Annotated in this window: 32 protein-coding genes; 13 read left to right on the forward strand and 19 right to left on the reverse strand. The window is 53.5% G+C overall.

Annotated features, from left to right (window positions below; translation table 11 throughout):
- Position 1: 1 nt before the first annotated feature.
- The 19 genes from QDT79_RS17935 to QDT79_RS18025 form a co-directional block, all read right to left on the reverse strand.
- Positions 2 to 928 (reverse strand): phage minor head protein, encoded by a 927-nt coding sequence (locus QDT79_RS17935; protein WP_308316851.1) that lies wholly within the window; start codon positions 926 to 928, stop codon positions 2 to 4.
- Positions 912 to 2,240 carry an anti-CBASS protein Acb1 family protein gene (locus QDT79_RS17940; protein ID WP_308316853.1) on the reverse strand — a complete coding sequence of 443 codons (1,329 nt, stop codon included), beginning with the start codon at positions 2,238 to 2,240 and terminating at the stop codon, positions 912 to 914. Before QDT79_RS17940 ends, QDT79_RS17935 begins: the two co-directional genes overlap by 17 nt.
- 21 nt (positions 2,241 to 2,261) lie before the next feature.
- The gene (locus QDT79_RS17945) at positions 2,262 to 3,740 is read right to left on the reverse strand and encodes a phage terminase large subunit family protein (protein ID WP_308316854.1); all 1,479 of its coding nucleotides are present in this window, start codon (positions 3,738 to 3,740) and stop codon (positions 2,262 to 2,264) included.
- Positions 3,727 to 4,206 carry a DUF2280 domain-containing protein gene (locus QDT79_RS17950; protein ID WP_308316855.1) on the reverse strand — a complete coding sequence of 160 codons (480 nt, stop codon included), beginning with the start codon at positions 4,204 to 4,206 and terminating at the stop codon, positions 3,727 to 3,729. Before QDT79_RS17950 ends, QDT79_RS17945 begins: the two co-directional genes overlap by 14 nt.
- Positions 4,207 to 4,237: 31 nt before the next feature.
- Positions 4,238 to 4,888, reverse strand: coding sequence for a putative metallopeptidase (locus tag QDT79_RS17955; protein WP_308316856.1), 651 nt, complete (start codon positions 4,886 to 4,888; stop codon positions 4,238 to 4,240).
- Between the two features lie 39 nt (positions 4,889 to 4,927).
- The gene (locus QDT79_RS17960; protein WP_308316857.1) at positions 4,928 to 5,182 is read right to left on the reverse strand and encodes a DNA polymerase III subunit theta; all 255 of its coding nucleotides are present in this window, start codon (positions 5,180 to 5,182) and stop codon (positions 4,928 to 4,930) included.
- Between the two features lie 602 nt (positions 5,183 to 5,784).
- On the reverse strand, positions 5,785 to 6,012 hold the full coding sequence (gene lysC, locus QDT79_RS17965; protein ID WP_072270360.1) for an Rz1-like lysis system protein LysC: 228 nt from the start codon (positions 6,010 to 6,012) through the stop codon (positions 5,785 to 5,787).
- The gene (locus QDT79_RS17970) at positions 5,942 to 6,331 is read right to left on the reverse strand and encodes a DUF2570 family protein (RefSeq protein ID WP_308316858.1); all 390 of its coding nucleotides are present in this window, start codon (positions 6,329 to 6,331) and stop codon (positions 5,942 to 5,944) included. Before QDT79_RS17970 ends, lysC begins: the two co-directional genes overlap by 71 nt.
- Positions 6,328 to 6,939 (reverse strand): glycoside hydrolase family 19 protein, encoded by a 612-nt coding sequence (locus tag QDT79_RS17975; protein WP_308316859.1) that lies wholly within the window; start codon positions 6,937 to 6,939, stop codon positions 6,328 to 6,330. The genes QDT79_RS17970 and QDT79_RS17975 overlap by 4 nt, the downstream gene beginning before the upstream one ends.
- Entirely contained in the window at positions 6,936 to 7,268 is a 333-nt protein-coding gene (locus QDT79_RS17980; protein WP_230116436.1) for a phage holin family protein, read from the reverse strand. The genes QDT79_RS17975 and QDT79_RS17980 overlap by 4 nt, the downstream gene beginning before the upstream one ends.
- A complete protein-coding gene (locus QDT79_RS17985) occupies positions 7,258 to 7,635 on the reverse strand; it encodes a putative holin (RefSeq protein ID WP_049202652.1) in 378 nt (125 codons plus the stop codon). Before QDT79_RS17985 ends, QDT79_RS17980 begins: the two co-directional genes overlap by 11 nt.
- Positions 7,636 to 7,897: 262 nt before the next feature.
- Positions 7,898 to 8,296, reverse strand: coding sequence for an antiterminator Q family protein (locus tag QDT79_RS17990; RefSeq protein ID WP_060706489.1), 399 nt, complete (start codon positions 8,294 to 8,296; stop codon positions 7,898 to 7,900).
- Positions 8,293 to 8,649, reverse strand: a complete 357-nt coding sequence (locus tag QDT79_RS17995) for a RusA family crossover junction endodeoxyribonuclease (protein ID WP_308316860.1) — start codon at positions 8,647 to 8,649, stop codon at positions 8,293 to 8,295. Before QDT79_RS17995 ends, QDT79_RS17990 begins: the two co-directional genes overlap by 4 nt.
- Positions 8,646 to 9,620 carry a DUF968 domain-containing protein gene (locus tag QDT79_RS18000; RefSeq protein ID WP_308316861.1) on the reverse strand — a complete coding sequence of 325 codons (975 nt, stop codon included), beginning with the start codon at positions 9,618 to 9,620 and terminating at the stop codon, positions 8,646 to 8,648. Before QDT79_RS18000 ends, QDT79_RS17995 begins: the two co-directional genes overlap by 4 nt.
- Positions 9,620 to 10,690, reverse strand: a complete 1,071-nt coding sequence (locus tag QDT79_RS18005; RefSeq protein WP_308316862.1) for a hypothetical protein — start codon at positions 10,688 to 10,690, stop codon at positions 9,620 to 9,622. The genes QDT79_RS18000 and QDT79_RS18005 overlap by 1 nt, the downstream gene beginning before the upstream one ends.
- 8 nt (positions 10,691 to 10,698) lie before the next feature.
- Complete coding sequence (locus QDT79_RS18010) at positions 10,699 to 10,875, reverse strand: DUF4222 domain-containing protein (RefSeq protein ID WP_308316863.1); 177 nt, start codon at positions 10,873 to 10,875, stop codon at positions 10,699 to 10,701.
- 2 nt (positions 10,876 to 10,877) lie between these two features.
- Complete coding sequence (locus tag QDT79_RS18015; RefSeq protein WP_308316864.1) at positions 10,878 to 11,558, reverse strand: phage antirepressor KilAC domain-containing protein; 681 nt, start codon at positions 11,556 to 11,558, stop codon at positions 10,878 to 10,880.
- Between the two features lie 100 nt (positions 11,559 to 11,658).
- Positions 11,659 to 11,949 carry a CII family transcriptional regulator gene (locus QDT79_RS18020; RefSeq protein ID WP_041033759.1) on the reverse strand — a complete coding sequence of 97 codons (291 nt, stop codon included), beginning with the start codon at positions 11,947 to 11,949 and terminating at the stop codon, positions 11,659 to 11,661.
- A 25-nt stretch (positions 11,950 to 11,974) separates the two neighbouring features.
- Positions 11,975 to 12,187 carry a transcriptional regulator gene (locus QDT79_RS18025; RefSeq protein WP_041033757.1) on the reverse strand — a complete coding sequence of 71 codons (213 nt, stop codon included), beginning with the start codon at positions 12,185 to 12,187 and terminating at the stop codon, positions 11,975 to 11,977.
- 41 nt (positions 12,188 to 12,228) lie between these two features.
- Between QDT79_RS18025 and QDT79_RS18030 the strand changes: the two genes are divergently transcribed.
- From QDT79_RS18030 to QDT79_RS18090, 13 genes are all read left to right on the forward strand, one after another.
- A complete protein-coding gene (locus tag QDT79_RS18030) occupies positions 12,229 to 12,891 on the forward strand; it encodes a helix-turn-helix domain-containing protein (protein ID WP_308316865.1) in 663 nt (220 codons plus the stop codon).
- Between the two features lie 636 nt (positions 12,892 to 13,527).
- Complete coding sequence (locus QDT79_RS18035; RefSeq protein ID WP_071883803.1) at positions 13,528 to 13,686, forward strand: DUF1391 family protein; 159 nt, start codon at positions 13,528 to 13,530, stop codon at positions 13,684 to 13,686.
- A gap of 17 nt (positions 13,687 to 13,703) precedes the next feature.
- A complete protein-coding gene (locus tag QDT79_RS18040) occupies positions 13,704 to 13,916 on the forward strand; it encodes a hypothetical protein (RefSeq protein WP_308316866.1) in 213 nt (70 codons plus the stop codon).
- Positions 13,917 to 13,939: 23 nt separating this feature from the next.
- Positions 13,940 to 14,062 (forward strand): hypothetical protein, encoded by a 123-nt coding sequence (locus tag QDT79_RS18045; protein WP_256380822.1) that lies wholly within the window; start codon positions 13,940 to 13,942, stop codon positions 14,060 to 14,062.
- Positions 14,063 to 14,688: 626 nt separating this feature from the next.
- Positions 14,689 to 14,832, forward strand: a complete 144-nt coding sequence (locus QDT79_RS18050) for a hypothetical protein (protein ID WP_308316868.1) — start codon at positions 14,689 to 14,691, stop codon at positions 14,830 to 14,832.
- Positions 14,833 to 14,835: 3 nt separating this feature from the next.
- On the forward strand, positions 14,836 to 15,621 hold the full coding sequence (locus tag QDT79_RS18055; RefSeq protein ID WP_308316869.1) for a ParB/RepB/Spo0J family partition protein: 786 nt from the start codon (positions 14,836 to 14,838) through the stop codon (positions 15,619 to 15,621).
- Positions 15,618 to 16,085 carry a hypothetical protein gene (locus QDT79_RS18060; protein ID WP_308316870.1) on the forward strand — a complete coding sequence of 156 codons (468 nt, stop codon included), beginning with the start codon at positions 15,618 to 15,620 and terminating at the stop codon, positions 16,083 to 16,085. Before QDT79_RS18055 ends, QDT79_RS18060 begins: the two co-directional genes overlap by 4 nt.
- Positions 16,082 to 16,441, forward strand: coding sequence for a DUF5448 family protein (locus QDT79_RS18065; protein WP_308316871.1), 360 nt, complete (start codon positions 16,082 to 16,084; stop codon positions 16,439 to 16,441). The genes QDT79_RS18060 and QDT79_RS18065 overlap by 4 nt, the downstream gene beginning before the upstream one ends.
- Positions 16,438 to 17,151 carry an ASCH domain-containing protein gene (locus QDT79_RS18070; protein ID WP_308316872.1) on the forward strand — a complete coding sequence of 238 codons (714 nt, stop codon included), beginning with the start codon at positions 16,438 to 16,440 and terminating at the stop codon, positions 17,149 to 17,151. Before QDT79_RS18065 ends, QDT79_RS18070 begins: the two co-directional genes overlap by 4 nt.
- Positions 17,138 to 17,671, forward strand: coding sequence for a class I SAM-dependent methyltransferase (locus QDT79_RS18075; RefSeq protein ID WP_308316873.1), 534 nt, complete (start codon positions 17,138 to 17,140; stop codon positions 17,669 to 17,671). The genes QDT79_RS18070 and QDT79_RS18075 overlap by 14 nt, the downstream gene beginning before the upstream one ends.
- Positions 17,655 to 18,083, forward strand: coding sequence for an HNH endonuclease (locus QDT79_RS18080; RefSeq protein ID WP_308316874.1), 429 nt, complete (start codon positions 17,655 to 17,657; stop codon positions 18,081 to 18,083). The genes QDT79_RS18075 and QDT79_RS18080 overlap by 17 nt, the downstream gene beginning before the upstream one ends.
- Positions 18,080 to 18,340 carry a hypothetical protein gene (locus QDT79_RS18085; protein ID WP_308316875.1) on the forward strand — a complete coding sequence of 87 codons (261 nt, stop codon included), beginning with the start codon at positions 18,080 to 18,082 and terminating at the stop codon, positions 18,338 to 18,340. The genes QDT79_RS18080 and QDT79_RS18085 overlap by 4 nt, the downstream gene beginning before the upstream one ends.
- Positions 18,330 to 19,184, forward strand: a complete 855-nt coding sequence (locus QDT79_RS18090) for a hypothetical protein (RefSeq protein WP_308316876.1) — start codon at positions 18,330 to 18,332, stop codon at positions 19,182 to 19,184. Before QDT79_RS18085 ends, QDT79_RS18090 begins: the two co-directional genes overlap by 11 nt.

Raw genomic sequence — 19,184 nt, forward strand, 5'->3', positions numbered from 1 at the left:
ATTAACCCTCTGCCCATTTGTAGCCTCTCTCCTTCATGTCGTTGAACGTCTGCTTGGCCTTGTCGATAACCGAAGGAGTGAGAGGGTTCCCCTTGTCATCCACCAGCACGGAAAGCTGCGAGCATTTGCAGTTGATGGCGTTGCCATTCTTCGTGTACCACTCCCTCACCTCATCCTGCGTGTATAGGTGAGCATGCCTGGCGGCGTGTGTTGCTCGGGTGGTAGGACTTAACGCAGAGATGTGAAGCAACTTTGTTTTGATGCCGTAGCGGTCTTGCGCATCCTGAGCTTCATCCCAGCGCGCGCGCCTCAGTGCGGTAGTGATTTCCGTCCTGGCGATGCGATTCGCGCGCCGGGTTTCAATGCCGGTTTGCTCGTTGAGGTTTTTGGCTACGTCACGCGGATTGAGCCCCCTGGCAATGCCATCAGTCAGAATTCGCGCCATATCGCTCTTAACCTGAGCGCTGAGTCCTTTCATCTCTTCGAATTCACGCGCTCTGACCAGAATCAGCCGCAGCTGATAGGGATCACTCAACAAGATGTTGGGAACATCCTGCTGGCCGGCGGCGTAAGCGGAGGATTGCTGGGAGAGGTTGTAATACTCCTGCGCCGTTCCTCGCTGGTAAGCAACAGACACATAGCGGCCAAAGAACCACAGATTGAACTCCCCGCCCTCCAGCAGAATTTCGTCCACCAGCGCTTCACCGTTCTGAAGCAGCATCGACAGAAGCCCCTGATCAAGACGGAAGGTGTAGCGCTCGTTTACGACGGGTTCGGCGGGGATGCGGTTGAGGATGTCGATATAGCCTTTCGTTATCAGCTTCATGCGCTTTGCAAACTCACGCATGGCACCACGCTCTAACTTATCAACTCCTGTGGGATCTTTGATGTTGCTCGGCAGGATTGGAGGCTTAGGTTTCGTCGTCATCCCCTGCCTCTCCGAGCGGATCTCCGCCTTCAGTTTCAAATCCTGCAGCAGTGCGAATTTCCTCACCGCTGAATGGCGCCGTGTCACCGCTTTCAACCATAGCCTTGTTCACTTCTGCCATGGCCTTGGAGTCCGCCAGGCGCTCTGCGCGCGTCTGTTGATTGAGGTCGTCCCAGATGACCGTTTTCTGGCCGACAGAATCGATAATTCTCAGGTCGATCAGCTTGTCGCAGAAGTCTTCAATTTCGAACGATAGATCACCGCGGCGACTCTGGCAGCGTCCGTTCATGTACTTCTGATCTTCGGTGCTTGAGCGCTCAGCCTGCTGGTTGCCTACCAGTATCCGCGAAGGAATATCAACGCCGGCAGAAGCCGTTTGCAGGTTCACGCTATAGGTTGGGCTTGGATCAGACACAGGGGAAACAAGGGAGGTAACAGCTGCACCCTGTAGGCTCATCAGCACATCGTTGCCGCGGTTCATCTCGCGCGCGGCTTCGTTGAACTTGTCCTGCAATTCATCAACGCTGACGCCATACATAGATGCCAGACTGCCGAAGTCGATATCTTTGTCGAAGCTAAGCGCCAACTGCCGCGCTGCGTTCTTCAAGAATGACTCACCGGAACCGCCCTCTACCTTCTCCAGACTGACGAATGCATTGTATGCTGGCTCAAGGAACCCGATGGCGTCAGGGGAGTAATCTCCGAGGATGAAAACACGGTCAGGATGAACCCTCACACGACGCGATGCTCCATTAGCTAGCGTCTCAACGTACTGCCACATTTTTGGTTTGCCGTAGTTTTCAGAGTTTATGCTCTCCTCCCACTCGGCAACCTTTATCGCTCCTGCCCATGCGATCGTAACTTTCTCTAACGTCTTACCTCTAGTTACTGAATCGTGCCATTTTCCGCTGTCTTTGATATGCAGCAAAATGCCAGAGTAACGCCCGACAAGCCGTCGGCGGTCAGCTTCTGCAAAAGCGCGCCATAACCGGTTCGTGAATACCGGTTTGAGTTTTTTCTCCCAGGCAGTTTCCGCGCGCTTCTCGTCAGCCTTATCACCCTCGATGATCTCCGGGTTGGTCTGCCAGCATTTGCTCACCAGCTTTTCCACAGCGCCATGTGCAATACCACCGCGGCGATACAGTGAATAAAGATTGTCGTAAGTGATCTGCTCAGGAAAGCCGTATTCGCACCAGGCGGAGCCGCGTTTATTATCCAGGCCCATAGATGGCCCAAGCATCGCCATACGAGCACGCTCAATCCTGGCGTCGTTCAACGCGTGGTTGACGGCCAGTTGGAGATTTTTGTTCATGTGGTTTCCGTTTGGAGTGGTTTACTGTAGCCGCTTAGGGAGCATCATCCCTCTCGGTTGAGAGCCGTTAATTTCAGTCAGCGCATAAACCATGGCATCAAGGCGGTCTGGTGACTTTTTGGCAGTGGTCGGTATGTACTCCATCAGCTGATTTTCCAGCACGTAGAGATTTCCCTGATTCAACACCCTGCCTTGCTCGTACAGGGCTGATATTGGTTCCGCTCGGGCATACTTCCCCTTACTGGCGTGAACTCGAATAATGCGCCCTTTAAATCCTGCATTGCGTAGAGTCTCCTCCGCCATGTCACCACCCTGGTTTGTCTCTATGACGATCGCATCTGCCTGATGATGTTCATACGCCCATATAGCTTTTTTAGCCCATCCTGCTGGGGAATATTTACCGCTGTAATCCCCATCAACTGAGAATTGCTTTTTGTCTCCAGCGCCATAGGAACTCGCAGCAACTATCCCTGTTTCATCACTCTCATCGCTGTTGGTTGCTTGTGGGTCAATCGCCACGACTGTGCGAACCTTGTCATGCTTGATTTGTAGTTCATGAGCAGCGCTTATCATCTGCTCGTTCCACAGCGCCCCCTCAGCATTGAAGCGGCGAGGTTTCTGCATGTACTGAGCTTCCGCAGTTCGGCGATGAGAAAACAGAGATGTTCGATGCGATTCGTTGTGTTTGAATGGCCACAGCCAACCATCAGGCAATCCGTGGTCAATCGGTATAGCGTGGGTATTTTCTGGATACTGCGCAGCGTATGACTGACTGTTGTCGATAATCACCGGCAAGTTCAGATGATGCCATTTCTCACCACTACCTCCGCGCAGAAGATAACCGCTCAGATCGTGGTAGTGGATGCGCTGCATAATCACAATCATCGGCGTCGTCTCGATCGCCAGTCGTGATTTTATTGTCTCGTTAAAGCGGTTATTTACGCCATCGCGGACGATCTCAGAGTAAGCGTCGTCAGGTTTTACTGGGTCATCTATAACCAGAGCGCCTTGCCAGCCTGGCTCCATGTGCCCGGCTCGAAATCCGGTTACCTGGCCTGCTGCTGATGACGCATACACGCCGCCGCCAAACTCATTCCACCACATCGCCTTGCTATCAGCATCATCGCGAAGCTCCATAGGCCACATGGATTGATAAGTACGAGACTTTATTATTCCTCGCGCTGTAGATGAGTTAAGAAGAGCAAGGTTGTGCGAATACGACAGATGCATGAACCTGGCACGCCTATTTAGCGCCAGTCCTCTCCCCATCATATTGATGGTCGCCAGTTCTGTTTTTGTATAGCCTGGAGGGACGTTAATAATCAGGCGCTGAATCTCGCCATCGATCACGCGATCCAGCGTCTCCTGGATCACCTTGTGATGTGGTGCGACGATCATCTTGCCGCCGGTTCTCTGCTTGAAGAAGTAGCGGGAGAAATACATCCCATCCTCTTCACACTCTATCTTGCGGGCATAATTCCGCTGCTCAACAGTCGTCATCCTCCAACATCTCCCGCCGAGCCTGCTTGTATTCTTCTTTCGTCAACGTGGCCGACTCGATGGGGCCGCCGTCTTTACCTGTGTGCTCTACCTTCTGTCGATTCGTATACGCATCGCCGCACTCTTTCGCGGCCTGCTCGACGATCTGAGCGGCCAATGCGTAGTTCTTCATGGTTTCAGTGCGCGTCGCCATACGGTCAAGAACGCGCAGCCGGTAGGCCTTGTTGGCGATCGGAATGTCTGAAATTTCTGTCTTGAATCTCTCCCGCGTCGTGTAGAACAGGTCTACCCACTTTTTAGCCAGCGACTTGCCGCTAACCTTTGTCGGATCGTGAGATTCAACCTGCTGACGCGTGATTTTTAGCCCAAATTCTTTTTGGACGGACTCCACGACCAACGTAGGAGTGTCAAAGCACGCAAGCGACTGAATGATGAAGGCTTTTACATCTGGTTTTAATGCAGCCATAAATCACCATCCGTCCAATACAGTCCAATATTTACGCCAGCCTCAACATGCAGTTACCGCACGCCCTGGCAATGTTTAGTTGTGCCACCTCCGCAGGCCTGTTGGCCGCATCAACCAGTTCCTGAACTTCCACGCTGGCGCCATACCGGCGAACTACGCCAACAAACTCTTCAACATCGTGACCGCGCAGCTTCAGCACCGGCTGGCCTTCCTTGTTGAATTTTGGTGCGCCGAAATCGTCTGTTGCCTGCGAGATGTGGTAAAGCTCATGCTCGACCAGGGCGCAAAACTCAGCATCAGAACACTGTGAGCAGTAGTCGGCAGCAAGCGTGATGATGAATTTCGGCACCTCGCCGAACCACTCACACATCTGCTGTTCCATTCTGGCCTTCTGCCAGCCGCCAGCTCGCATCGCCACCTCTTCAGCTTGGCCGAGCACATGGCGCCCTTTCTTCTCAAACGCTGACGATGCCCACATGAAGCGCAGGTCGGCGTCTGCAAGGTGTCCGTGGTCTGGGTTAAACAGATTGCCGGTATCGTCGATGATTTGGCGCTGCATCCACTCCTGCACCTCGTTCGCAGGAACTAGGCCGATGTAAGGCGTCAGCTGATGGTCTTCGATAAACCTTAACGGTGGGTATGGGCGCCTCTCATGGCTCTCATCCTGTGCTGTTTTAGCCATGATTTTCTCCCAATAAAAAACCCGCCGTAGCGGGTTAAGTCATTTCTTGCCGTTGGCCTCCGCCATCTGCTGGTATCGCAGGTCGTTTGGCCCTGGGAATTTGTGGCTCTGGCTGCGGTAGTGCTGCAGACGCTCGCGGAAAAGTTCACGAAGGTGCTCAGGCTGCTCCGCCTCCACCTGCGCCGGTACGATCGGCATATTCATGCGCTCTTTGTACGCCACGCCAGAGGCCGCAAGGTCTACGTTCACCTTGTCCATTTCTTCTTTTGGTAAATTGCCGAGATTGTATGACATGAAATCCTCCTGGTTCAGAGGATGATACGCCAGCCTCCAGCTGTATGTAAGCAATTGCGACTCACTATAGTCAGAGCGCCTCACAACAGGTAAACCCTGACTATAGGGCCATCGATGAGCTGGATTTCTAATCGCCGACACAATAGATAATCAGCACAACCATCTGGCCACGCCTGATTAGCTACCCTCGCAGCAACTGAGCGAATCAATCATTCATAGGAGGAATTAAATATGAGCTTATCACCCGAGTTTTATCAGGCAGCGGCGGCATTTTTCGTGCTACTAACACCTTTAACGCGAGCCATCTTCCATCTCATCCAATACCATTTCCCCATCCAGAAATAACCGCAGCATCAGCCACACCTCTCGGCGTTGCATCGCCACTTCCGTCTTTCCGGCTGTCAAGACGTGATCACCTCCTGCAGGGCTTCACCGTCTTATTCCTTGTCGGGGGAATTCATTCTCCAATAGAATCCAGCCTCTCCATATCAAGAAACCAATAATGCTCATCTCTTGGTTCTTTCCTTGGTATTGGCGATGGTGGTGCCGAAGTCGGTGGCGGTTTAACCATTCCAGTCGGCGGGGATGGATTTCGACCGAACTTATTCATCGTGTAATACCGATATTCGCCATTGGTTCAGCGTGGCCACCTGGCCGGCGCAGATTGATAGGGCTGTTTGCAGCGTCAGCGTGTAGCTCACTGCGTCGCCCCACGTATTGCCCTGCAACTCTGGCTGCTGGCATGGCGTGAACACTGTTTCAGGGGGTAGGCTTATTAACTGCTCTGGCGCCGGAGGTGGAGTTTTGCTGCAGGAGCTCAACGACAGCATCAGGCATACGCTCAGCAGCGCAGGGATTATCTTTAATCGCTTCACGGAAATTCCTCTGCAAGATGTCGTACTGCTGGCGTAGCTGCTGTTCATGCTGCTGTTGTGATGCCACCAGCGCGCGGTTTACTTCATCCTGTGCCTGCAGCGTAGCTATCAACCCCGCCTGCTTGCTGTTTTTCAACTGCTCTGTTGAAAGCCTCTGGTCGGTCAGCCGCAGCTCTTTTCGGTAGCCCCAGTTGCTGACGGCCAGCCATGCGAGCAATCCGAGAGCTACTGCCACCAGCATTGCTTTCCTATTTGGCAATGGGAACCAATTCATAGCAGCACCTTACGCGCCATGTCGTACCGTGCCTGGCGATCAGATAATCCGTTGATGCCACCATTGATACGTTGGGTTACCCATTCGATATCGTTGGCGTTGCGGCCACAATCACGAGATTTCCAGAACCAGCCGGCAGAACGCATCGCGTTACCGTCGCTCTCCAGCAGTTGAGGATTGCCAACTAGGTCGAGTTTCAGCGCCATACCGCACGCTCGGTAGTTGTCCTGGCCGGTAACCTGAATCAGCCCACGCCCACGATATTTCCAGCCATCACCGCGTGATTTATTCCCCAGGCGATCGGCGTATACCAGGTTTGCAATCGCCGGCTGGTTTGCCAGGTGTGCCGTTGTACGCCCAAGCATGTCAGCCTGATATGTAGTGATGCGTTTCCCAAAGGTTGAAATCAATCCCTGTGGCGTGTAGTTCAGGCTCTCTGCTGTGCGGGTAAAGCCCGCTGATTCATGCCCAACCTGAGCAATAAACATTGCCTGTGCCGCTGGCTTCTCGATTGAGAACTCAGCAAAGGTGGCGTTCAGATGTGGATACCAGCGCGCAGCTAACCCGGCGCTAATACCAGCCGCCCGTTGAAATTCGTTTTGTGTCATTGTGGCCTCAAGGGGTGTAGCAGTTTCGCGATGTTCCCCTTAACCCGGTACAGCGCGATGCAGATGATGAGATTCGCCGCGATTACGCCCCAGTGTGTTTCCTGGTACTGCTGAGCAATGAAGCGAAACGGGATCCATGAATAGGCGCAGATAACCAACCATGCCAGCCAGGCTATCCATGCCCGGTGCCGGTAACCTGTTTTTCTGAAGCATGCCAGGCGGCAGACAATCGCCGAGCACAGCAACACATTCAGCACAACAAGTGGATCACTAGTAGTTACTGTGTGAATGAGGTTTAACCACATCACAGAGATATCGTTACTTGCCATTCGCGCCTCCCCGGAATCTGGAAAACAGCGATGTCGGATCCTCCATCTTCTCACTGACGAAGGTAAGCAGCTTGACCGCGACAGCAGAGATGATCAGCGCACCTAACGGCTCTAGCGGGGTGTCGTTGTAATTCAGCCATGCCGAAAGTTTGGCGCCGGCAACACTCGCGCCGAGTACGCCAGTGCCAAATGAGACAACGAACGAGAAAGCCTGTCTGATTCGCGGAATGTCTTTGGCTTGGGTGACGTAGAACATCGCACCGATGAACGCGCCAAAGATAACCCCGTAATCAATGCCAACTGCAGGCGCCGCAATCGTGGCCGACACCAGCGCAGTGGTGCCAGTCGCAGTTAATGGATCGGACATCGTTACTCCTCATTGCTGTAATTGTCCTCTCCATACCGAGGGCATACAAAAGCCGCAGTCTACGCCACGGCTAATAGGGTTCAGCCACCAGCCGTAAACGATTTGGCGATACGGGGTGTGCCAGGTGTGTGTCGGATGTTGGCTGGGGCTGAAAACAAGAAAACCCCGCCGAAGCGAGGTTTTTTAAAAGTCTATAAGCTACGTCACTGCGTAACCACTCTTATCACAATAGCCAGTAAAATTCGTAACGAAAAGCGGAAATTTACGCGACAGCCGAAATTTCTGATCTGCTCGTCCAGGCGTCCATCTCAAGCGTCGCCCCGGTCATAGCTAAACAGCCTTCTATAAAGCTTTCCGCCATCATCAGCTTTTGCCTTATGTTCCCTTCTGAAACCTTCCATCTACGGGCTATCTCCGACTTTGATACCCCGTATCGGTAGTGAAGCATGATTACTCCGAGCTCTCTTTCGTCGCGCACCTTCTTCAATCTCCCCACGGCGCCGTCAACAATCAGGCCGTCATTATCGCAGCATGAAGGCTTACTCTTGCTCGTGTTTGGTAGAAGCCCCTTGAAACCAGCAGCGATCGGAGAGTAGTCCACGCCGCTGTTGTCTTTCGCCCACTGCCCCCAACGCTCTAAGACCAACTGGATATCTCTCATATAATTTCCTTGATGATTATCTCGCCGGCATTACCCCAGCGTTTGGTTACGCGGACATCCCAAACGGCACAATCTTCAGAGTAAATTGCGTCCATCAGGGCTTTTAGTAAGTTGTCTGCATCTGGCTTCTGCTGATGTGGTTTTCCGGCCATCTCAGCGCGTTTATTCTTGCTCCAGCCATCTGGCATGGGTAAAACAAACGTCACGTGATAGCCGCTCTCAGGCAGCGAGATTCGATTCAATTTGACCTCGTCGCAGAATGCCCGGTAGCGGAGAACTGGCGGGCGCTTGGCCCACCGGTCTTTTTGTGTCATGCGTGGTTTAGGGATTGGTGTTATCTGGTACGTCTTCATGCGATAGCCCCGATGCCAAAGGAGAAATCCAGGAACTGCGCCAGCAAGTCAGTTTGGCTACCATGTTCCGCTTCCCACGCCGCTGGGTCGTCATGCAGTTTGCGGTGACAGGTACGACACAGCGGGATTGTCAGGTAGTCGCTGGGCTTGGTTCCCATTCCGCCCAGGCCGTGGCCGATAATGTGATGAGGGTCATCAGCTCGGGCGCCGCAACCGCAGCAGGGTCGAGTCTTAACCCATCGGGTATATTTGCTGTCCTCTACGCGGGTGAGCTTCGGACGCAGCATGAAAGCCTTTTGTGGTGCTGGGTCTACGGTGAAACACTTAGCCGCCTGCTTGGAAATAATCGCAGTGGCCGCCGGCGTGCAGTCCATTTCGGACTCCTTGCGTGTGCCTGAGATTACCTTTGGTTCTGGCAAGTCGGTTACTGTGCGGGCGACTTCATCGGGGATCAGGTCGAATACGCCGGACAGCATGGCCCACAGCATCAGCTCAGGGATTGTCAGCTGTCCCTCAGACTTCAGGCGGTGTTTTGCCGTCGCCACCACCCAGCGAGCTGTATTGCGGGCTGCGATTTTTTCCAGCTTCGGCGATACACCCAGGCTTTTTTTGTAGCAACCGGGGCAGATGCGAACGGCCGAATTGCCTACGCGCTCTGTGTCCAGAATTGCCTCCGGCAGGTCATGTTTGCTGTACTGGCATTTCGTGAACTGCGTCGCCCAGGCTTCAATAGCGTTAACCCCGCCACAGGAGTTTGTGACGCGCTCATGGGCGAAGAAACCCTGTAACCGTGGGTCGTTGGCGATCTCATGCTCCACCGCCGGTAGGATGCCTTCAGGCACGTCCTTGAACTCTTTCGGCAGCGTGGAAACCATCACGCGGCCCGTCATGTGAAACGCCAGCTTTTCGTCAACCGGGATCAGGGCAATACCCAGATCACGCTGTACCGCTGCTTTGACTATCGCTCTCATCAGGCAATCCTCGCTAAATCGTTCTCACTGGCCTTGGCTACTGCCTGAGCCCAAATCCCCGTCCAGGCTCGGCGGGCGTCATAATCGGTCATGCGACCAAGGGATCCGGCCATCTCCTTCGCAAGCTTCTCCACCTCGTTCCGTGGCTGCTGGCGCTGGGATACCAGGCGGACATAGGCCTCTTCGCGAGCCGCGCTATCCTGGCGTTGTACTTTCGGGAGGTCATCAGCCCGCTCTTCCTTGACCTTCAGGTAGCATTTCTCAGTGATCAGGTAGTCGAAGTCCTTTTTGCGCCAGGTCTTGCCGCTGTTCGTGTCTGGGCGGTCTTCCAACATCCAGCGGCATTTCTTCGAGATGTACCGCAGGTAAGCGCCCCAGCGCTCCATGTTCATCTCGTAGTCCTTCCAGAGCTTGCGCAGTGCCTTGCGGCGCCCGTCGGTCATCTTCAGGACGTCTGGCAGTTCTGGCAGCGTGGTGCGGAATATCCGCAGCACTTCGTCGTAATCGATTTTCAAAGATTCTTCTTGCGGTTGGTCTGTCGGCGCAGCCGGCGGACGTACAGGTTTTTTCTCTGCTGTAATCTCTGAAGTAATCTCTGTGTAATCTCCTGTATGAATGTCTGCGGGATTCCCGCAATCTGGCGCGCTGCTTTCCCGCAAACTTGTCTGAGGGTTTTCCGCATTCTTGTCTGCGGCATTACCGCACTCTTGAATGCGGGATTCCCGCATGCTGGAATGAGGGTTTCCCGCATTCTGGGTTTTCTCTTTGATTTTCTTCAGAAGAAGCAACTCAAGAGCATCGGCTTTAACCCGAAAATAGAGCTTTGCTGGTACACCACGGCGATCCTCTTCAAGCACCCCAGCGGAGATAAGGCGACGGCGTGCCGTTTCCTGCTCCTCACGCGTAAGGCCTGTTTCATCGCGGATCTCTTTCTGGGTTTTGTAGAACCAGCCGGCATCCATTCGGTTATGCCAGTAAACCAACTGCGATAGCAGAACGGCGCCGGTCACCCCAACCCCCAGACCGACGAAAGACGGCTGGTAAGCTATGGGCCGATCAAGAAGCTGCATTAAGGCGCTCATATGTCCACTCGCTTAAATTTCTCTTTAAATCTTTCAAGAGGTTGCATGCATTCATGCGGGTAACCCTCTCTCATAAAAATCACCTGACGCTCAACACGATCCCAGAGGATGACCTTCACGGGGTTGCCGTGGTCATCGAGATATGTCCTATCAACGGGAACGTATTGGATCATGGTTAGCTCGCCATCAGCTCTGAGGCGTAACGTTCCGCGATCCACTGAATGCCGCGTGGTGTTACCCTGGTTTGCGTGAAGGCGTGGCCAAAATCAGACGTGCCAGTTTTGACGGTGAATAGCCCGTCGCGCTGGCGTAGAGCGTGGGGAAGGAGATTCCCGGACTGGCGGAATAGAACCTTGTCGCGGATCAGCGCGTCAATCATCGCTTTCTCCGGCATGTTCAAAACCTTGGCCGTGGCGCGCAGGCTTTTTGAACCCGATGCATCTACGTAGTGATCGACAAATGCCACCTTCGGTGCGTCGGCTTGAACCTTTTGCTCCAGCACTGCCTTCTGTTCCGCCATATCAGCAGCCAGGCGCAGCGCTTCAGGCAGCGTCTGCGGTACTAGAGAGTTTTGCTCTTCCAGTTCGTGCAGGCGCTTGATCACCCTCATGCGCAGGCTGGCGCTGTATCCGGTCACCAAACATTCGGTGTGCTCTCTGTCGAGTGCGTATTCCCGGTATTGCTGGCCGTTCTGGGGGTGTCTCCAAATCTGGATATACCCATCCAGGCCTTCGCCCAGCTGTTCCAGCATGATTTCGATGTCGCGCATGACGTGGCCGTGCTGCTTGCCAGTCAGCTCGGCAATTTCACGGCTCGTCATTTTCGGGCTGTTGCCACCGATCGCTACGTTTGCCATAATGAATCGACCTCTCAGGTTAGGTTTTAGAAAAGTGATGGCCGCACAGCTGCAACTGTTCGGCTTTTTTCTTCCCTGATTCCGAAGCCATAATCCCCTTCTACTCCGTCTTTGGTTCCCGGATGTGCTCCAGCATCGCCATTAACCCGCGCGCCAGTTCTGCGGTTTCCTCGCCCCTGAACGTCAGCATGGTTTCCGAACGCTTGAAGCCGGTAGCGGCCAGCAGCAGGCTCGCCTTCTCCACCAGCCCCCCTTTGCTCTGCCAGCGGCTCACCTGCGATTTATCAACACCGATCGCGCCGGCCAGGCTTGTCACCCCGATAGCTGCAATGCGGCTCATGATGTCGCTCTGAATCGCCTGAGCTTCGTTGCGTGTTGTTGCGGTTTGCATCTGTAATAATCTTCCTTGTTAAAAATCAGTTTGTTGTAATCAGATCCGACAGGTCTGGACGAATCTCTACGGCCTTAACCTTTCCGCCTGTAGCGTTTTCGATTCGCTTAACGTAAAGGGCGTCAATGCCGCCACCATGCAGCCAGCGCCAAACTGTCGGTTGGGCAACCCCACACAATGAGGCGAGCTTTTGCTGGCTACCGACGATGCTTACAGCTTTTTGAATAGCTTTGTTCATCTTTTAATCCTTAAACGTATTATTCAAGGTTGATAATAGCAATGCGTATTACCACTTGCAATAGCAATACGAATTTGACGCTTAATACGCTTGGCTATAAATTTGCTGGCATGAAAACGACACTTGCAGAACGCCTTAACATGGCGATGGCCAAACGCAACAACATGACCCAAGCAGCTCTTGCTGAGGCGTCAGGCGTTGCGCAGCCAACCATCTGGCGATTAACTAAAGGAAAGGCAAAAACTTCGGGGCGTCTCGTCGATATTGCTAATGCCCTGGGTGTGAATGTTGATTGGCTGGCTAATGGCGTTGGCGAGATGGAGGGGGATACTCCGCCCATTACCCCTCGGCTAGAGCGATACAGTCAGATCCCAGTATGGGATGAAAATGGGGTTACTGACGATTTTGTCATTTCTCCAAAAGGAAAAGCATCTCCATCTTGGAAAGCCTTTATTCTAAAAAGAAATAGCGGATGTGCTGAAGCGCCTGCCGGTTCCATTGTTATTGTTGACGCAGACTCTACACCGGGTTCTGGTGATTTAGTCGTCGCAAAAGTGAACAACTCAGTTTCAGCTTATCGCTTTGTTGATGGCGGGTCGCATGGATACTTATCCGTTGACGATGCCAGGGTTCCACTGATTGAACTAGCGCCGGAATCATTGATCGGCGTTGTAGTTCTACTGCTACGCGACTTCAGAATGTAATCCCCCAAACCCTGCTCTGGCAGGGTTTCTTTTTCGTACACTCCCGCCGCACGACGCACTAACATCTCGATCATATGAAACCCCGGGTGTAAAAGTGACACTCTAAAATACTGTTTATATATACAGTTATTTTCAAACTTTAATCCTTTCTCAAGAATTTGCAAAGCCTTAATCCCTACCAGAAATCACACAACAGACCTTATCCAAGCCCCTTAGCGCAAATTTTTACCAACTAAATTTACTTTCAAAACAGATGATTATAGCAATTGCTATTAATCCATTCTTAATACGTATTGCTATTGATAATACTCATAGCTATTATCAATTCCATCGACAGCAACAACGTCACCGGCAGGAAGCCACACAAGTAAGACGCCCAGGGGTGAGCGATGAAATCACTCCCCGGCCCCGAGAGGGATCGACCGGAGACGTTCTTTAGGGAGAAAGACTTTTAACCCCGCTTGCTCTTATCAGCTTCGGCTATGACGGGTGCAAGGGGACATAAGCGCGGGAGCCTGACCCAGCAACGTGAACAGGCAGACAACTGGAGGGCTGGAAAATGTAACGGTTACGGAGTGCTTTTACCCTGCCGCTGCCAGTGTGGGGCGGCATGTATAAAACCACTGAGGATTAGCGATGAACACTACCCACGACATGGGCAACAACGAAACAGTGAAGACCGGCGTTTTCCCCAACGGAAACGGCACGTTTACCGCGATGACGTTCACCAAAAGCCGGGATTTTAAAACCGCAGCAGGCGCGCAACGCTGGTTTGCTCGTCAGATGGCCGACTAACAGCAGAGGGTTACACGATGATCGACATAATCAACGCAGCGGAAAAAATTAGAGCCGAAAACGCCACCTTCGGATACGAGGCGGGCAAGCTTGAAATCGCAAACGATATTTGGAATGGCTGCCTAAACCCATCTGAGCGTCTTGAAGTCATGAACGCAACCAAACTTGAAGGGTTGAGCACATTGGAGAAACTAAGAGCATGTGTAAAAACCCTGGCCGAGATGTTTTAAGGCTCGAAGCAATAGAGGCTCTTATGAGAGCCGAACAAATAGACATTAAAGACAAAAACGCAGTGATTAGCTCATTAAAAGGGACTGTGGCAGCAAAGGCAAATATCGAATGTTATCTGCGAATGATTGATGCAGAAAAACAGTGATGAGTTAACACCCACCGCGCCCTACGGGGCGCACTGAGGCAATCATGAGTTTAAACGGATGGAAGGCGCTGGTTTACAGCGTCGCTGTTGGCCTTTGCCTGTGGGCCGTAACCATAGCGGGCTGCGTTTATATCGCCGGTTAACGCCGGCGTCTCACCTATCTGGTGGCGTATCGTTTCGGTTCCTAATTTATATCTACACAGTATAAATCCCCGGTTCGATGCGCCACCAGGTGCGTGAGAAATCACAAGCCTGCTCAGTTCCCTTGTCACATCCTTTGCCCCGCTCGCCGGGGCTCTTTTTTTCACATCAGCAAAGGCGCTGCCCTGCTCCAGTGTGCTGGAACCGTAGGGAAACCGAGCGCGTGCATCAACTCAGGCAGCGCCTTTGCCCATGTGAATTTCATTGAGAGGACATGTTATGCAAACCACCACCCAACGCTGTGAGCACTGCGGCCAGACGCGCGACGTAGCAAAACAGGCCGTGAGCATTCAGCGCTATGAAGACGGCAGATATAAGGCCGTGAGAATCCTCGTCTGCTCCGATACCTGCGCGCCGGTGTACGTCGTCCGTCAGAACATAAGAACACTGCAGCGCCGCCTGTACACCCAACAGCGGAGGCCAACATGGTAAGCCTCAACGCCCGCATACAGCACAAGTACGACCTGACCGGGGGCGATTTCGCCACTAAGCGCCACCACGGAAAACACCTCTTCTACCTTCTCATTTTTACCCTGTGCCTGCTCACCACCGGCGCGGTCTGGAGTTGATGCATGGCCAAGAACTCTACTGAAGCCTACGGCGCCAGCGGTAAAACCAACGTGCTGATGTTCGAGCCGGAAAATCTGCACCTGGTATCCGATAAAGCGCACCCGCTTTACGACGAACGCATCCATCTGCCTCTCCATGAACCAACGGTGCTTAGCATCATGAAGTTGGGGGTGATTGAGCCGATCGTTATCTGGAAAGACCCAGAGACAGGCCGCTCCTGCGTCGTTGAAGGTCGCCAGCGGGTTAAAAACACCCTCGAAGCCAATAAACGCCTGCTGGAAGAAGGCAAAAAACCTCTTCTGGTGCCAGCAGTGGTCAGACGCGGATCGCCGTTTAGCGTTGCTGAGGTGATGATTAGTGCAAATGAAATCTTTCAGGCAGACACGCCGCTTGGACGAGCTAAAAAAATGGCTGATGCGCTTACGCGGGGCCACGACGAAAAAGATTTAGCGCTGATGTTTGGCGTCGGTGTGCAGACGATCCGCGCCACACTCGCCCTACTCGATGCCACTCAGGCCGTTAAAGATGCGGTTGAATCTGGCGACATTACCGTTACACAGGCGCGCCAGCTGGCGAACCTCACACCCGACGAACAGCGCGAAAAAGTGAAAGAGGTTGAAGCGGCAACCGCCGGCACCAAAGGCCACGAAAAGGCACGCCGGCAGCGCCAGGTGATCGGCGATGCCAAACCCCGCCTGAAGTCACGAAAAGAAATAACGAAAGCCCTGGAAGGTGCGAGCGGTGATTACGCTCAGGCGCTCCGCTGGGTGCTGGGAGAAGAAGCATGACAACCATCAAGCGTTTTAACCCTGACTACATCATGCATGCGGCTCGCTTTGAGCCGTTCGCCAGAGAAACTGAACACGGTGAATTTGTTCGGTTTGAAGACCACCAGCAGGTAGTGAGCGCGTTGGAGGCTGAGCGCGATGCGCTGGCTGTGGAGAATCAGGCGCTGAAGGATGTGGTTGGTGAGTGTCAGGCATATTTCATTGCTGGAATACGCAACACCATCAGGCCAGTAAACGAGGGTTATTTGCTTATGCGATGCGACACCGTCGATGACGAAACCCCGGCCACTGACGCAGCACTTGCAGCTATCCAGGCGCAGGGGGTTGAGAAGCTGGCTGACAAACTCGACGCGGAAATCGAACAAATTATGAGGGGTGCGTTTTTCTACGATGAGATTTCCAGTCGTGAGGCTATCTCAAAAATGGTTCGCGCATTCGCCACCGAGCTGCGGGAGGCCAAATGAAAGAGCGCGACATAGAAAAGCTTAACGACCACCAGCTGGTAGACCTGAAAAACGATATCGAAAGAGAGCAGAAGCGGCGGGAAGATGGCCCTAAGGTGACCACGTATTACGTCGTTACCTGCATCACTGAAGCTGAGCACTTTTCCGATATGGATTGCGCCATGCGCTGCTTGCAGATCAGAACGAAAGAGCTTCAGGAATGGATGGCTGAAGACCAGGAAAACCGTGATTACGTAAACCGATGCACTGGCATTGTTAGCGTGAAATTGCAGGTTAAAGAAATGAACCTCGACCATTTCAACATGCGCGTGGCAGAGAACTACTTCGATGACATCTGCTACCCGGAGGCCAAATGAAAGAGCGCCCAGTGATTTTCAACTCAGAAATGGTTCGCGCCATTCTCGACGGCCGCAAGACCCAGACGCGGCGGGTTATCAATCCGCAACCAACACTAAGTGAGCGGACAGGGTTTAACTGGAAGGGTGCCGCATACGGCATTGGCTCAACATACCGCGACACGGTAAGAAATTTTGCCAACTGCTTTAAAACCTGCCCATTCGGCCATGTAGGCGATCGGCTGTGGGTGCGCGAGACGTTCGCGACTCTCGGTAACGAGGACGGCTGCGCCATCGACTGGAATGAAAATCTGGTCAAAGGCGGCGGCCCGGAAGCGGCCAGAATTTACCGCGCTAGTTGCGAGCAGAAAGCCGGGAACTATGGACTATGGTCTATCCCTGATATCGCTGATTGGAAGCCCCACACCTGGAACGTGCAATACGAAGGTTCATGGGTTCCCTCTATCCACATGCCGCGCTGGGCCAGCAGAATCACGCTGGAAATCACCGCAGTGCGCGTTGAGCGCCTGAACGATATCAGCCACGACGATGCAAAAGCTGAAGGTTGTTGCTACGGCCGTGGTGGTGGTGTTCCTGACTTTGCGGTTAATCCGGCAGACCATTTCCCGACGCTGTGGGCATCCATCTACGGCGAAGAAAGCTGGAGCGCCAATCCCTGGGTGTGGGTTATCGAGTTTCGTCGCGTGGAGGTGCGTGATGCCAGCAAATGAACTGAGCCTCGAAGGCAAAAGCATTCTCGACATGTGCTGCGGCTCCCGCATGTTCTGGTTCGACAAAGAAGACGATCGCGCTGTATTCAGCGACAAGCGGAGCGAGAGCCACACCCTGTGCGATGGTCGGAAACTGGTTATCTCCCCTGACCTGATCGCCGACTTCACAGCGCTACCGTTTGCAGACGGTAGTTTTCCTGTCGTCGTGTTCGATCCGCCGCACCTGGAGCGCGTCGGCCCCAACGGCTGGCAGGGCAAAAAGTACGGGAAGCTCGACCGCGAAACATGGCGCGATGAGCTGCGTGCTGGGTTCGCCGAAGCTTTCCGCGTGCTGCGGCCACACGGCGTGCTGATCTTCAAATGGAACGAAACCCAGATACCAGTTAGCCAAATCATCGCCCTCACAGACGAGAAGCCGGCTATCTGGCAGCGCACCGGGAAAAGCGACAAAACGCACTGGATCATCTTCGTCAAATCGGGTGACAGCGCTAGGGAGGCGGAGCGTGGCAAAGCTGACTAAAGCGCAGCGCGCAGAATTGCGGGAGAAGTTCGGCGGCCGGTGCGCGTACTGCGGTTGCGTACTGCCAGAAAAAGGCTGGCACGCTGACCACGTCGAACCGGTAATGCGTGAGTCTGAGCAGGACATGGCGGCAGCGGCTAAAGGCTTATTCAAACTGAAGGCCACCGGAAAGGTCTGGCACGAAAACCGCGACTGCATAGAGAACCTCAACCCGGCTTGTGCGCCGTGCAATCTGTTCAAAACAACATACAGCCTCGAAACGTTCCGCGAGCAGATAGCAGCACAGGCGGAAAGAGCGCGGGCGTATAGCGTCAACTTCCGCACAGCTGAGCGCTTCGGTCTAGTTGAAGTGAAAGACACTCCGGTTGTTTTTTGGTTTGAGCGGGCAGAGGCCCAGGAGAAAGCATTATGAGCAAGCTGAAAATCGTCAAGTTTGGCGATGAGCGCGGAGTCGGCGCAGTAGTTGAGGTAATCAACTTCTTCGGCATCGTTCGCACCTGGACGCTGGTGCCAGATAAATATTCCGACGGTAGCATCCGTGAAAGCTGGACTGCCGACAGGTGGGTATGCCGTGAAACTGGAAGCTGGGATTATCGTGGCTGCTGCAATGTTTGTCTGTTCTACACCGCTCAATTCAACACGAGTTCCGGAGATGCAGATGGACAATAAGCTGAGCGAACTGAGCAAGCCGGTGGCATATTCACTGCGATTTCGGAATATGAATGGCGAGCCTGATAAAACCATCAACGCCAACACCACTTTCTCTACGTTGGAGAAGGCCAAGGCGTATGGGCTGGGGAGCCGGTATGTAACGCAAGAAGGCGGCAAGATAGTTAGCGTTCGTGACCCGTCACAAGACCCTATTGTTGAGCCCCTCTACTCGCAAGATTACGTCTCCGCCCTGCTGGCAGAGCTGGAAGCGTCAAAGAAAAGCAATGCGTTCCTCAAGGAGCAGCTGGCGCAATTGGCAAACTTCAATCCCGATTGGGACATGCTTGAAGCGTGCAGAGAAAGCTGGCGTGAAGTGGCGGCTGCACTTAAGGAAGCCGAGGCCAAACTGGAGGCGAAGGATAAGCGCATCGCAGAGCTGGAATCCATACGGGTAGACGCCTCCCAGGTGTTCAAGGAAATCGGCAACGAGTTGGGCTGCAATCCCGACAACGAGTCGATCATGATGGCTATCGATGAGCTGAAAGCAACGCAGGTGACGGGCCCGCTAGCGCTGATTATTAAGCGCGCCGAAGAGATGGAACGCATTCTCGAAGGAATAACGCCAGAGATGATCGCCGGAGGCTGGACGGCGAAAGGAATCAGCGATTATGCAAAATCACTGGAAGCCAAGCTGTCTACGCCGGTGCGGTTACTGGGTGAGATGCTACCACACGAGTGGGAGCGCGCCGAACGGCAGGCCGCTTTCGAGCACAGGAAAATAGCGTGGGACGCCCGCCTTGCAGAAGACAAGAAAGCAATCCTGGCCGCTGGCTTCACCTTCACCGTAGAGGGGGATGAGTAG

This window comes from Serratia marcescens, assembly GCF_029846115.1.
Classification (GTDB): domain Bacteria; phylum Pseudomonadota; class Gammaproteobacteria; order Enterobacterales; family Enterobacteriaceae; genus Serratia; species Serratia marcescens_L.

What these genes read in the sequence shown, in the direction of transcription:
- QDT79_RS17935 (WP_308316851.1), bottom strand. Translation starts at nt 928, where the DNA reads ATGACGACGAAACCTAAGCCTCCAATCCTGCCGAGCAACATCAAAGAT.
- QDT79_RS17940 (WP_308316853.1), bottom strand. Translation starts at nt 2,240, where the DNA reads ATGAACAAAAATCTCCAACTGGCCGTCAACCACGCGTTGAACGACGCC.
- QDT79_RS17945 (WP_308316854.1), bottom strand. Translation starts at nt 3,740, where the DNA reads ATGACGACTGTTGAGCAGCGGAATTATGCCCGCAAGATAGAGTGTGAA.
- QDT79_RS17950 (WP_308316855.1), bottom strand. Translation starts at nt 4,206, where the DNA reads ATGGCTGCATTAAAACCAGATGTAAAAGCCTTCATCATTCAGTCGCTT.
- QDT79_RS17955 (WP_308316856.1), bottom strand. Translation starts at nt 4,888, where the DNA reads ATGGCTAAAACAGCACAGGATGAGAGCCATGAGAGGCGCCCATACCCA.
- QDT79_RS17960 (WP_308316857.1), bottom strand. Translation starts at nt 5,182, where the DNA reads ATGTCATACAATCTCGGCAATTTACCAAAAGAAGAAATGGACAAGGTG.
- lysC (WP_072270360.1), bottom strand. Translation starts at nt 6,012, where the DNA reads ATGCTGTCGTTGAGCTCCTGCAGCAAAACTCCACCTCCGGCGCCAGAG.
- QDT79_RS17970 (WP_308316858.1), bottom strand. Translation starts at nt 6,331, where the DNA reads ATGAATTGGTTCCCATTGCCAAATAGGAAAGCAATGCTGGTGGCAGTA.
- QDT79_RS17975 (WP_308316859.1), bottom strand. Translation starts at nt 6,939, where the DNA reads ATGACACAAAACGAATTTCAACGGGCGGCTGGTATTAGCGCCGGGTTA.
- QDT79_RS17980 (WP_230116436.1), bottom strand. Translation starts at nt 7,268, where the DNA reads ATGGCAAGTAACGATATCTCTGTGATGTGGTTAAACCTCATTCACACA.
- QDT79_RS17985 (WP_049202652.1), bottom strand. Translation starts at nt 7,635, where the DNA reads ATGTCCGATCCATTAACTGCGACTGGCACCACTGCGCTGGTGTCGGCC.
- QDT79_RS17990 (WP_060706489.1), bottom strand. Translation starts at nt 8,296, where the DNA reads ATGAGAGATATCCAGTTGGTCTTAGAGCGTTGGGGGCAGTGGGCGAAA.
- QDT79_RS17995 (WP_308316860.1), bottom strand. Translation starts at nt 8,649, where the DNA reads ATGAAGACGTACCAGATAACACCAATCCCTAAACCACGCATGACACAA.
- QDT79_RS18000 (WP_308316861.1), bottom strand. Translation starts at nt 9,620, where the DNA reads ATGAGAGCGATAGTCAAAGCAGCGGTACAGCGTGATCTGGGTATTGCC.
- QDT79_RS18005 (WP_308316862.1), bottom strand. Translation starts at nt 10,690, where the DNA reads ATGCAGCTTCTTGATCGGCCCATAGCTTACCAGCCGTCTTTCGTCGGT.
- QDT79_RS18010 (WP_308316863.1), bottom strand. Translation starts at nt 10,875, where the DNA reads ATGATCCAATACGTTCCCGTTGATAGGACATATCTCGATGACCACGGC.
- QDT79_RS18015 (WP_308316864.1), bottom strand. Translation starts at nt 11,558, where the DNA reads ATGGCAAACGTAGCGATCGGTGGCAACAGCCCGAAAATGACGAGCCGT.
- QDT79_RS18020 (WP_041033759.1), bottom strand. Translation starts at nt 11,949, where the DNA reads ATGCAAACCGCAACAACACGCAACGAAGCTCAGGCGATTCAGAGCGAC.
- QDT79_RS18025 (WP_041033757.1), bottom strand. Translation starts at nt 12,187, where the DNA reads ATGAACAAAGCTATTCAAAAAGCTGTAAGCATCGTCGGTAGCCAGCAA.
- QDT79_RS18030 (WP_308316865.1), top strand. Translation starts at nt 12,229, where the DNA reads ATGCGTATTACCACTTGCAATAGCAATACGAATTTGACGCTTAATACG.
- QDT79_RS18035 (WP_071883803.1), top strand. Translation starts at nt 13,528, where the DNA reads ATGAACACTACCCACGACATGGGCAACAACGAAACAGTGAAGACCGGC.
- QDT79_RS18040 (WP_308316866.1), top strand. Translation starts at nt 13,704, where the DNA reads ATGATCGACATAATCAACGCAGCGGAAAAAATTAGAGCCGAAAACGCC.
- QDT79_RS18045 (WP_256380822.1), top strand. Translation starts at nt 13,940, where the DNA reads ATGAGAGCCGAACAAATAGACATTAAAGACAAAAACGCAGTGATTAGC.
- QDT79_RS18050 (WP_308316868.1), top strand. Translation starts at nt 14,689, where the DNA reads ATGGTAAGCCTCAACGCCCGCATACAGCACAAGTACGACCTGACCGGG.
- QDT79_RS18055 (WP_308316869.1), top strand. Translation starts at nt 14,836, where the DNA reads ATGGCCAAGAACTCTACTGAAGCCTACGGCGCCAGCGGTAAAACCAAC.
- QDT79_RS18060 (WP_308316870.1), top strand. Translation starts at nt 15,618, where the DNA reads ATGACAACCATCAAGCGTTTTAACCCTGACTACATCATGCATGCGGCT.
- QDT79_RS18065 (WP_308316871.1), top strand. Translation starts at nt 16,082, where the DNA reads ATGAAAGAGCGCGACATAGAAAAGCTTAACGACCACCAGCTGGTAGAC.
- QDT79_RS18070 (WP_308316872.1), top strand. Translation starts at nt 16,438, where the DNA reads ATGAAAGAGCGCCCAGTGATTTTCAACTCAGAAATGGTTCGCGCCATT.
- QDT79_RS18075 (WP_308316873.1), top strand. Translation starts at nt 17,138, where the DNA reads ATGCCAGCAAATGAACTGAGCCTCGAAGGCAAAAGCATTCTCGACATG.
- QDT79_RS18085 (WP_308316875.1), top strand. Translation starts at nt 18,080, where the DNA reads ATGAGCAAGCTGAAAATCGTCAAGTTTGGCGATGAGCGCGGAGTCGGC.
- QDT79_RS18090 (WP_308316876.1), top strand. Translation starts at nt 18,330, where the DNA reads ATGGACAATAAGCTGAGCGAACTGAGCAAGCCGGTGGCATATTCACTG.